General features: G+C 73.1%; 12 protein-coding genes. 6 read left to right on the plus strand and 6 right to left on the minus strand.

Annotation, left to right across the window (positions count from 1 at the left end; genetic code table 11):
- The 4 genes from AC0CYZ_RS13760 to AC0CYZ_RS13775 all read left to right on the plus strand — a co-directional run.
- The coding region (locus AC0CYZ_RS13760) for an ABC transporter substrate-binding protein (protein WP_472216206.1) at positions 1-1,146 on the plus strand (1,146 nt) is incomplete at its 5' end.
- A gap of 34 nt (positions 1,147-1,180) precedes the next feature.
- A complete protein-coding gene (locus AC0CYZ_RS13765) occupies positions 1,181-2,140 on the plus strand; it encodes a carbohydrate ABC transporter permease (RefSeq protein ID WP_472216208.1) in 960 nt (319 codons plus the stop codon).
- Positions 2,140-3,021 (plus strand): carbohydrate ABC transporter permease, encoded by an 882-nt coding sequence (locus AC0CYZ_RS13770; RefSeq protein WP_472216210.1) that lies wholly within the window; start codon positions 2,140-2,142, stop codon positions 3,019-3,021. Before AC0CYZ_RS13765 ends, AC0CYZ_RS13770 begins: the two co-directional genes overlap by 1 nt.
- Before the next feature lie 13 nt (positions 3,022-3,034).
- Entirely contained in the window at positions 3,035-4,120 is a 1,086-nt protein-coding gene (locus AC0CYZ_RS13775) for an ABC transporter ATP-binding protein (RefSeq protein ID WP_472216212.1), read from the plus strand.
- A 4-nt stretch (positions 4,121-4,124) separates the two neighbouring features.
- On the opposite strand, the gene AC0CYZ_RS13780 is transcribed toward AC0CYZ_RS13775, so the two are convergent.
- From AC0CYZ_RS13780 to AC0CYZ_RS13800, 5 genes are all read right to left on the minus strand, one after another.
- A complete protein-coding gene (locus AC0CYZ_RS13780) occupies positions 4,125-4,340 on the minus strand; it encodes a hypothetical protein (protein WP_472216214.1) in 216 nt (71 codons plus the stop codon).
- A gap of 148 nt (positions 4,341-4,488) precedes the next feature.
- Positions 4,489-4,977, minus strand: a complete 489-nt coding sequence (locus tag AC0CYZ_RS13785; protein WP_472216216.1) for a helix-turn-helix domain-containing protein — start codon at positions 4,975-4,977, stop codon at positions 4,489-4,491.
- Between the two features lie 85 nt (positions 4,978-5,062).
- Positions 5,063-6,583 carry a mannitol dehydrogenase family protein gene (locus AC0CYZ_RS13790; protein ID WP_472216218.1) on the minus strand — a complete coding sequence of 507 codons (1,521 nt, stop codon included), beginning with the start codon at positions 6,581-6,583 and terminating at the stop codon, positions 5,063-5,065.
- A 47-nt stretch (positions 6,584-6,630) separates the two neighbouring features.
- Positions 6,631-7,371, minus strand: a complete 741-nt coding sequence (locus tag AC0CYZ_RS13795; RefSeq protein WP_472216220.1) for an SDR family oxidoreductase — start codon at positions 7,369-7,371, stop codon at positions 6,631-6,633.
- 36 nt (positions 7,372-7,407) lie between these two features.
- Positions 7,408-8,346 carry an AraC family transcriptional regulator gene (locus tag AC0CYZ_RS13800; RefSeq protein ID WP_472216222.1) on the minus strand — a complete coding sequence of 313 codons (939 nt, stop codon included), beginning with the start codon at positions 8,344-8,346 and terminating at the stop codon, positions 7,408-7,410.
- A gap of 81 nt (positions 8,347-8,427) precedes the next feature.
- Between AC0CYZ_RS13800 and AC0CYZ_RS13805 the strand changes: the two genes are divergently transcribed.
- Positions 8,428-8,910: an anthrone oxygenase family protein gene (locus AC0CYZ_RS13805; RefSeq protein ID WP_472216224.1), complete on the plus strand. Its 483-nt coding sequence runs from the start codon at positions 8,428-8,430 to the stop codon at positions 8,908-8,910.
- Positions 8,911-8,971: 61 nt separating this feature from the next.
- On the opposite strand, the gene AC0CYZ_RS13810 is transcribed toward AC0CYZ_RS13805, so the two are convergent.
- Entirely contained in the window at positions 8,972-9,373 is a 402-nt protein-coding gene (locus AC0CYZ_RS13810; RefSeq protein ID WP_472216226.1) for a DUF2267 domain-containing protein, read from the minus strand.
- Between the two features lie 176 nt (positions 9,374-9,549).
- On the opposite strand from AC0CYZ_RS13810, the gene AC0CYZ_RS13815 reads away from it, so the two are divergent.
- Positions 9,550-10,088: hypothetical protein (locus AC0CYZ_RS13815; RefSeq protein WP_472216228.1), on the plus strand; the 539-nt coding region annotated here is incomplete at its 3' end.

Consider the following 10,088-nt stretch of genomic DNA (forward strand, 5'->3'; position numbering starts at 1 on the left):
TTCGTCTCGCTGTCCGAGAACGAGGCGCGGGCGAAGATCACCGCGAGCGTGGCGACCGGCGGCGGTGAGTTCGACGTCGTGATGATCTCGAACTACGAGACCCCGCAGTGGGCGCAGAACGGCTGGCTCACCGATCTGCAGCCGCTGGTGGACTCGACCCCGGGCTACGACCCGAACGACTTCATCCCCACGGTCCGCGACTCGCTCTCCTACCAGGGCCACATGTACTCGGTGCCGTTCTACGGCGAGTCGTCGTTCCTGATGTACCGCAAGGACCTGTTCGCGCAGGCCGGGCTGACGATGCCCGCCCAGCCGACGTGGCAGCAGGTGGCCGAGATGGCGGCCCGGCTCACCGACCGCTCCCAGGGGCGGGCCGGCATCTGCCTGCGCGGCAAGCCGGGCTGGGGCGAGATGCTGGCGCCGTTCGACACCGTGCTGAACACCTTCGGTGGCCGCTGGTACGACCCGCAGTGGCACGCGCAGCTCACCAGCCCGCAGGTCGAGCAGGCGGCGCAGTTCTACGTCGACCTGGTGCGCAGCTACGGCGAGCCCGGCGCCGCGCAGTCCGGCTTCTCCGAGTGCGCCACGCAGTTCGGCCAGGGCAACGCGGCCATGTGGTACGACGCCACGTCCGCGGCGGGCACCGTCGAGAACCCCGACGAGTCCACGGTCGTCGGGAAGGTGGGCTACGCCCCGGCCCCCGTCGTCGCGACGCCGAGCTCCGGCTGGCTCTACTCGTGGTCACTGGCGATCCCGAAGACCTCGGCGCACCCCGACGCCGCGTGGAAGTTCATGAGCTGGATGACCTCGAAGCAGTACATGCAACGGGTCGGTACCCAGCTCGGCTGGACCTCGCTGCCGCCCGGGTCGCGCCTCTCGACCTACCAGATCCCGCAGTACCAGCAGGCCGCGGCCGCCTTCGGCCCGACCGTGCTCGACGCGATCGCGCGCGCGACCCCGCAGAAGCCCACGGTCCTGCCCGTGCCCTACCAGGGGGTGCAGTTCGTGCGCATCCCCGAGTTCCAGGACCTCGGCACGCGGGTCAGCCAGCAGCTGTCCGCCGCCATCGCCGGGCAGAAGACCGTGCAGGAGGCCCTCGAGCAGTCCCAGGAGTACGCGTCGACGGTGGGGGAGAGCTACCAGTGACCGGGAGACGAAGCGAAGCGGAGCTCGACCCATCATGACCGCCACGATCGAGAGACCGGCCGCGCCGTCGGGACCACCACCCGCGCCGGCCGGGGGCACGACGACGCGCTCGTCGCGGGCCGAGGGGTGGGTGCGGCGGGCGCCCCTGCTGCCGGCGCTGGTGTTCACCATCGTCGTCACACAGATCCCGTTCCTGCTGACGCTCTACTACTCGGTCCAGTCGTGGAACCTGGTCCGGCCCGGGTCGCTGCACTTCGTGTGGTTCCAGAACTACGTCGGGGTGTTCACCGACTCGCAGTTCCGCGGCGTCGCCCTCAACACGATCATCATGACGCTCGGGTCGGTGCTCATCTCGGTCGTCCTCGGCCTGCTGCTCGCGCTGCTGCTCAACCGGCACTTCATCGGCCGCGGCGTCGTCCGGACACTGCTGGTGACCCCGTTCCTCATCACGCCGGTCGCCGGTGCGCTGCTGTGGAAGACGACGCTGCTCGACCCGACCTACGGCCTGATCAACTTCGTGCTCTCGCCGTTCGGGGCCGGGGAGACCGACTGGGTCTCGAACTACCCGCTGGCCTCGGTGATGGCGGCGCTGGTGTGGCAGTGGACGCCGTTCATGATGCTGCTGCTCCTGGCGGGCCTGCAGTCCCAGCCCGGCGACCAGATCGAGGCGGCCCGCGTGGACGGCGCCGGCGCCTGGGCGATCTTCGTGGAGCTGACGCTGCCGCACCTGCGGCGGTTCCTGGAGCTGGGGATCGTGCTGGGCACGATCTACCTGGTGAACACCTTCGACGCCGTGTACATGATCACCCAGGGTGGCCCCGGGACGGCGTCGGCGAACCTGCCCTTCTACATCTACCAGCGCGCGTTCCTCGGCTTCGACATCGGGCAGTCGGCCGCGATGGGCGTCGTCGTGGTGATCGCGACGATCATCGTCGCGACGTTCGCGCTGCGGTTGGTGTTCCGTTCCTTCGGTGCCGCCGGGAGTGAGAGCTGATGGCCGCGACGATCGAGGACGCCCCCACGACGACCGCCTCCGCCGAGCGGGTCGACGGGCCGCGGCGGCGCGGGGGGATCGGTCCGGTGCTGCTGACCACGCTCGCGTGGATCGTCGCCATCGGGTTCTTCTTCCCCGTGCTCTGGATGGTGCTCACGGCGTTCAAGTCCGAGAACGCCGCCTACACGGATCCGCCCACGCTGTTCTTCACCCCGACGCTCGAGCAGTTCCGGGCGGTGTTCGACGCGGGCATCGGGCCGTACCTGGCGAACTCGCTCGGGGCGACGGTGATCTCGACGATCCTCGTGCTCGTCCTCGGCACCCCTGCGGCGTTCGCGGTGTCGCTGCGGCCGGTGGAGAAGACCCAGGACGTCCTGTTCTTCTTCATCTCGACGAAGATGCTGCCGGTCGTCGCGGCGATCGTCCCGATCTACGTCGTGGTCAACGAGATCGGGGCCCTGGACAACATCTGGACCCTGATCGTCCTCTACACCGCGATGAACCTGCCGATCGCGGTGTGGATGATGCGCTCCTTCTTCCTCGAGGGGCCCGGGGAGCTGCTCGAGGCGGCGTCGATCGACGGCGCCTCGCTCGGGCGCACGCTGCGCGAGGTGGTGCTGCCGATCATCTCGCCCGGCATCTTCGCGACCGGGCTGATCTGCGTGATCTTCGCGTGGAACGAGTTCTTCTTCGCGGTGAACCTCACGGCCGCGAACGCCGGGACCGTGCCGGTGTTCCTCGTCGGGTTCATCACCTCCGAGGGCCTGTACTGGGCCCGGCTGTCGGCGGCGGCCACGCTCGCGGCGCTGCCGGTGGTCCTCGCGGGGTGGTTCGCCCAGAACAAGCTGGTGCAGGGCCTGTCGTTCGGCGCAGTGAAGTAGGGAGAGAGCAGCCATGGCGGAAGTCGAGTTCGACGAGGCCTCGCGGATCTACACCCCCGGCGCGAAGCCCGCCGTCGACAAGCTCAGCCTGACGATCACCGACGGCGAGCTGGTCGTCCTCGTCGGGCCGTCCGGGTCGGGGAAGTCGACGGCGCTGCGCATGCTCGCGGGGCTGGAGCCGATCGACGCGGGCAGCGTGCGCATCGACGGGCGCGACGTCGTCGACGTGTCCTCGAAGGACCGGGACATCGCGATGGTGTTCCAGAACTACGCGCTCTACCCGTCCAAGACCGTCGCCGAGAACATGGCCTTCCCGCTGAAGATGCGCGGGCTCGACAAGTCCGAGCGGGCGGCGAAGGTCCAGGAGGCGGCCGCCCTGCTCGGGCTCACCGAGTACCTCGACCGCAAGCCCAAGGCCCTCTCCGGCGGGCAGCGCCAGCGCGTCGCGATGGGCCGCGCCATCGTCCGCGAGCCGCGGGTGTTCCTCATGGACGAGCCGCTGTCCAACCTCGACGCCAAGATGCGCGTCCAGACCCGCTCCCAGATCGCGCAGCTGCAGAACCGCCTCGCGGTCTCGACCGTCTACGTGACCCACGACCAGGTCGAGGCCATGACGATGGGCGACCGCGTGGCCGTGCTGGCCGACGGGAAGCTGCAGCAGTACGCCACGCCCTCGGAGCTCTACGACCGCCCGGTCAACGCGTTCGTGGCCGGCTTCATCGGCTCGCCCGCCATGAACCTGCTCCACCTGCGCCGGGAGGGCGAGGGGGTCAGCCTCGGCGGCATGGACATCCCGCTGACGCGCGAGATCCGGGACGCCGCGGGCTCGGCCGACACCGTCACCGTCGGGGTGCGCCCGGAGGACCTCTCGATCGACTCCGACGGCTCGGGTGACGGGATCAAGGCCGTGGTGGACGTCGTCGAGGAGCTCGGGAGCGAGTCCTACCTCTACGCGCACATGGCCGAGGACGAGTCGACGACGCTGGTGGTCCGCGGCCCGGGCCGGACCTCCGTGCGCTACGGCGAGACGATCGCCCTGCGGGTGGACGCCGACGCGGTGCACGCCTTCGACGCCACCAGCGGGGAGCGCCTCGCCTGATCCGTCAGCGGTGCCGCGAGGTCCACTCGGGGGCGACGCCCCGGCGGTGGTGCTCGAGGCGGCGCAGCCGACGGCGGGCTTCGTAGGTGAGACCGTCGATCCGGTCGAGCAGCTGGTTCAGCTCGGCGGTCTCCTGGTCGATGAGGTCCTCGCGGGCCTGCTCGGGGTCGAGGGTGCGCGAGGACGGGCGGGTGGTGCTGCCGGCGTCACTGACGGCCACAGCTCTCCTTCGGGGAACGGCGTGTGTGCGGTGGGGGAGCAACCGGCCTCGCAGAGTACGGAGGCGCCGGTCACTGTACCGATCAACAAGACTACTCGGGCCATCATTCCGCACCCCCCGCGTGTCGGCGCTCGCAGGGGTGCGCCGCCTACTCGGGCGGGTCGGACGTGGCGGCCAGGGCGGCCGCGACGGCCGTGGCGTCGGGGACGGCGCCCGCGTCCCGTGCCGGTGCCGGGCCGGCCGGCGCCGCGGTGGTGGTGGTCTCGGGACGCGCCCGGTTCTCGCGGCGGAACGACTCGTAGATGTCGTGCAGGACCTGCTTCTGGCGCTCGGTGAGCTCCGGGTCGCACGCGAGGGAGTCCAGGACGGCCGAGCCCTGGCGTTCCTCCAGCAGCCCGGCGCGGACGTAGAGCGCCTCGGCGGAGATGCGCAGCCCCGTCGCGATCTGGCCGAGGATCTCCGCGGAGGGTTTGCGCAGCCCCCGCTCGATCTGGCTCAGGTACGGGTTGGAGATGCCGGCGACCTTGGCGAGTTGGCGCAGCGACACCTGGGCCGACTCCCGCTGCTTCCGGATGTAGCCACCGATGTCCTCGACGGCCTGACCGAGCGCCTTGTCGACGCTCTCGACGCCGGACATGTGTGGCCCCCTCCGTTGCGGCTGACCCCCACGGTAAGGACCTGTGCTAGCTCCTGCAAGCGCAGGTGGCGGGGCGCACGCGGACTCAGGAGCCGGCGAGCACCGCCTGCAGCGCCGCGCGGGCGCCGTCGCCGTGCAGCCGGTCGAGGTGGCGGCGGTAGGCGTCGGTGAAGCGGTCGTCGTCGACCAGGTCGCCGAACAGCGAGCGGTCCTCCAGGAACGCCAGGGGCTCGTCGGGGTAGCGGCGGGCGGCGGCGGTGCGGTCCTCGGCGCGGCCGGTGTCGACGACCTCGATCGGCTCGCCGTGCTCGTCGACCCCCTCGGCGTAGCGGGCCCACGCGGCGACGATCAGCGCCGACCGCTCGATCTGCCCGCCGTCGCGGAGGTTCTGCCGGATCACCGGCACCAGCCAGGGCGGGATCCGGTCCGACGACTCCGCCGCGAGCCGCGCGAGGGTGTCGCGGATTTCGGGGTTGGCGAAGCGGGAGACGAGCGTCGCCTTGTAATCGTCGAGGTCCACGCCCGGGACCGGGAGCAGGGTCGGTGTGGCCTCGGAGTCCATGTAGCCGCGGACGAAGCGCACGAACTCGTCGTCGGCGCACACCTCGTGGGCGTAGCGGAACCCGGCGAGGTAGCCGAGGTAGGCGATGGCCTGGTGGGAGGCGTTGAGCAGGCGCAGCTTCATCAGCTCGTAGGGCTCGACGTCGGCGACCACCTGCACGCCGACCTCCTCGAACGCGGGTCGCCCGGAGACGAAGCGGTCCTCGAGCACCCATTGCGTGAAGGGCTCGCAGACCACCGGCCAGCCGTCGTCGACCCCGAACCGCTCGGCGAGCTCGCGGCGGTCGTCGTCGGTGGTGCGCGGGGTGATCCGGTCGACCATCGAGTTGGGGAACGGGACCTCGGCCTCGATCCACGCCGCGAGGTCGTCACCGGCCTCGTCGTCACGCAGCCGGGCGAAGGCGGTGATCATGCGGTGCGCGACGTCGCCGTTGCCGGCGATGTTGTCGCAGCTCATGACGGTGAACGGCGCGGTCCCGGCGCTCCGGCGGCGGCGCAGCGCCTCGACGAGGTAGCCGAACGCCGACTGCGGGAGGGTGTCGGCGGCGCGGGCGAGGTCGTGGGCGACCGAGGCCTCGGACGGGTCGAACTCCCCGGTGGCCGTGTTGACGTGGTAGCCGCCCTCGGTGACGGTCAGGCTGACGATGCGGGTGGCCGGGTCGGTCATCCGGTCGAGGACGGCCTCCGGGTCGTCTGGTGCGACGAGGTACTCGACCATCGAGCCGATCACGCGGGGCTCGCGCGAGCCGTCGGCGTGCTTGAGGACCAGCGTGTAGAGGTCGTCCTGGCGGTGCATGACCTCGCCCATCGCGCGGTCGGCCTCGAGCACGCCCACCCCGCACAGCGCCCACTCGTGGTCGCGGCCCTCGGTGAAGAGCCGGTCGAGGTACATCGCCTGGTGGGCGCGGTGGAAGCCGCCGACCCCGATGTGCACGATGCCGACGCGCAGCGCGTCGCGGTCGTAGGTCGGGACCGGGACGGCGAGCTCGGAGAGCGTCGCGCGGCTCAGGGCCGTGGCGTGCTGGGCGGCGGCGTCGGCGCTCATCGGCCCAGAGTAGGTGCGCAAGCGCTTGCTCGATAGGTGCGCTCCGCCTACCGGCCGCCCGCGACGTCGAGGACGCTGCCGGTCACGTAGGACGCCTCGTCGGAGACGAGCCAGACGATCGCCGCCGCGACCTCGTCGGCGGTGCCGGCCCGGCCCATCGGCAGGCTCGGGGCGAGGCGCGCGACCCGGTCGGGCTGGCCGCCCGAGGCGTGCAGGTCGGTGTCGATGACCCCGGGCCGCACCACGGTGACCCGGACGCCCTCGTCGGCGACCTCCTTGGCCAGTCCGAGCCCCAGGGTGTCGACCGCGGCCTTCGACGCGGCGTAGTCCACGTACTCGCCGGGGGAGCCCAGGCGCGCCGCGGCCGAGGAGACCAGCACGATCGCCCCGCCGCGGCCGCCGTGGGCGGTCGAGAGGCGCCGCACGGCCTCGCGGCAGGTGACGATCGCGCCGGTCACGTTGGTGGCGAGCATCCGCTCGACCCGGTCGACGGTCAGCGCGTCGACCCGCGTCTTCTCGCCGACCATCCCGGCGTTCGCGACGACCGCGCCGAGGGGCGCCACCGTCGTCGCGGCCTCGACCGCGGCCACCACGTCGGCCTCCACCGCGACGTCCGCGCGGACCGCCGCGGCGCGCCCCCCGTCGCGCTCGATCGCGGCGACGACCGCCGACGCGGCGGCCTGGTCGCTGCGGTAGGTCAGGCACACCGCCCACCCCGCCGCGGCCGCACGGCGGGCGGTGGCGGCACCGATCCCGCGGGATCCACCGGTGATCAACAGGCTGCGCATGTGAACGATTGTGGTCGTCGGAACGACCGGATTCGTTCACATGGCGCGGAGCGCCGCGGGTCGAACTCCCCGCTCCCGCCGGAACGCCGCCGAGAGCGCGAACGGGCTGCCGTACCCGACGCGGCCGGCGACCGCCGCGAGCGTGAGGTCGGTGCCCCGGAGCAGGTCCGCGGCGAGGCTCAGTCGCAGGTCGGTCAGCCACGCCATCGGCGGCTCGCCCACCCGCTCGGCGAACCGGCGCGCGAACGCCGCCCGCGAGAGTCCGGCGTCCCGCGCGAGCCCGGCGACCGTCCACCCCCGTCCCGGATCGGCCTCCATCGCCCGCAGCGCCGCGCCGAGGGCGGGGTCCTGTCGCGCCCGCGCCGCGGACGGCGCCGCCGGTCCCGCGAACCAGGCCCGCAGGACGGTGGCCAGCAGTAGGTCCAGGGCACGGTCGAGCACGACGTCCTGGCCCGGCGCCTCACGGTCGAGCTCGGCGTCGAGCAGGTCGACCAGCGGCCCGGTGGCGGCGCCGTCGAGGTCGCCCGGACCGAGCACGGTGACCTCCGGCAGCGAGCGGACCAGCCGTGCCCCGATCTCGCCGCCCACGGGGTAGGTGCCGACGAGCATCGACGTCGCCGCGTCCGGTGCGTGCCCCCAGGTGCGCACGCCGAGCTCGTGGGGCGGACGCGGCGTGCCGGGCGGCGACCAGCAGCGCTGGTCGGGGCCGATCACCGCCTGGACCGGGACGGCCGGGTCGTCCGTCACCGTGTAGGGCTGCGGTCCGCGCACGACGACGACGTCGCCCGCCGCCGCCCGGTACGTCGCGCCGGGCTGCGCGGCCGGGCGGACCGCGGTCGACCCGCGGGTCACGACGACGACCGTCAGCGGCGCCCCGTCCTCGATCCGCACCGAGAACGGCGGCTCGAGGACGCAGCGCAGCAGGAAGGCGCCGGCGGCCCGGGGACCCTCGAGCAGTCCCACGATGGCGTCCACGCCGGGAGCGTAGACGGACGCGCATGCACGGGGTACCGCAGATGATGGAGAGTCCAGGTCGGTCGGCGTCGAATCGACGTCATGACCGACATCTCCGTGATCGCCGTCGCCGCCCCGGTCGTGGGGGCGGCGCTCGGCGGGATCTACCTGGCCTTCGACCTCGCCGTCCTGCCCGCGCTGCACCGTCTCCGTGTCCCCGTCGGTGCGTCGGACGCACCCGACGACGCGGCCGACGCGGCCGCTGCCGAGGTGATGCGCCGCGTGAACACCGCGATCGTGCGGCCCTCGTTCCTCGCCGTGCTGTTCGGCGCCCCGGCGCTGGCGGTGGCCGCAGCCGTCGTCGCACCCGCCCCGCTCTCCCTCGCGGCCGCGGCGACGCAGGCCACGGGCCTCGTCGTCACCCTCGCGCTCAACGTGCCGCGCAACGAGGTGCTGGCGCGCGACGAGGAGCCCGGGGCGTGGGCCCGGTTCGCGGCGCCGTGGACGCGCGCCCACCGGGTGCGCTCGGCGGCGGCGTCGGTCGGCGCCCTCCTGGGCGCGGCCGCCCTCGCCGTCGGGACCTGACCGACGGTGCGTCCCCGGCCCGCGCGGAACGAGCCCGCGCGGGCCGCATCCGACGTGGCCGTCAGTGCTTCTGGACGTTGTCCGTGCCGAGCAGGTCGGCGTAGTCCTCGGGCAGCTGGCTCGCGACGTGGTTCCAGAGCCCGCCGGACAGGGCCGTCTCCAGGCCCTTCGCGACCGCGCGGGCGTGCTGGCGGGCCTGGGCGTCGGTGACCTCGCGGCCCTCGGCGCGCTCGGCCTCGGCGACGCGCTGGTAGAACGACGACACGTCGAACTGCTCGCCCGGGGCGTCGTCGGGGATCTGCGCCGCGAGGCTGCCGGGCAGCTGCGAGGCGAGGTCCTTGCCCTCGCCCCCGGCGAGCCGCCGGCCGAGCACGGACAGCGTCGCCCGCACGGCCGCGCTCGCGCCCTCGTTGTCCAAGTCCAGGGACTGCCGGACGGCACTGATGAATTCCTCTTCCTGCATCCTGCTCCTCTCGGGTGGACCCGGGCCGCTCCCGGGTGCGGGGCGGGTCCCCGCGGGCCCGGCGTCACGAAACCGGGCGGGTCCGGGCGGCCTGCAGGTGGCGACACCGTGAACGTTGCCGGATCGCCGCCGTCCGGTCTGATCACGGGCCCGTCGCGTGGGGTACACCTGCTCACGTGCCGAAGACAGTCACCGCCTCCACCCTGGTCCTCGCCGCGATCCGCGAGCGGGTCGCCGCCCTCCACGCCGCCGTCGAGCCCGACACCGAGCCCACGCCGCGGCTCGGCGACGTGGGCGGCGCGGCGGAGCACGACGACGAGGGCCCCGACTTCGGTGCTGACGGCGGGTCGTCGGTGACGGTGCCCGCGGGGGAGGACGAGGTCCCCGACGACGACGAGCCGGGCCTCGGGTCCGCCGGCTCGGGCGGTTCCGACGGGCCGGACGTGGAGCGGCTCGCGGAGGCGCTGGCCGACCTCGACGCCGTCGTCGCGGGGTTCGCCCCGCTCATCGAGGGCGGTGAGCTCCCGGCGCTGCGGGCGGAGCTGGCGTGGGCGCGCTCGACCGTCGAGGAGGCCCGCGCGCTCGACGGCACGATCGACGTGCTCGAGGAGCTCGTGGAGGACCTCGACCCGACGCTGCGCCAGGGCCCGGTCGAGGCGCGGGTCGGCATCGTCGTCGCGGCCCGGTCCGCGGAGCGCCGCGACGCGGTGGCCTC

Source organism: Actinomycetospora sp. (assembly GCF_055612215.1).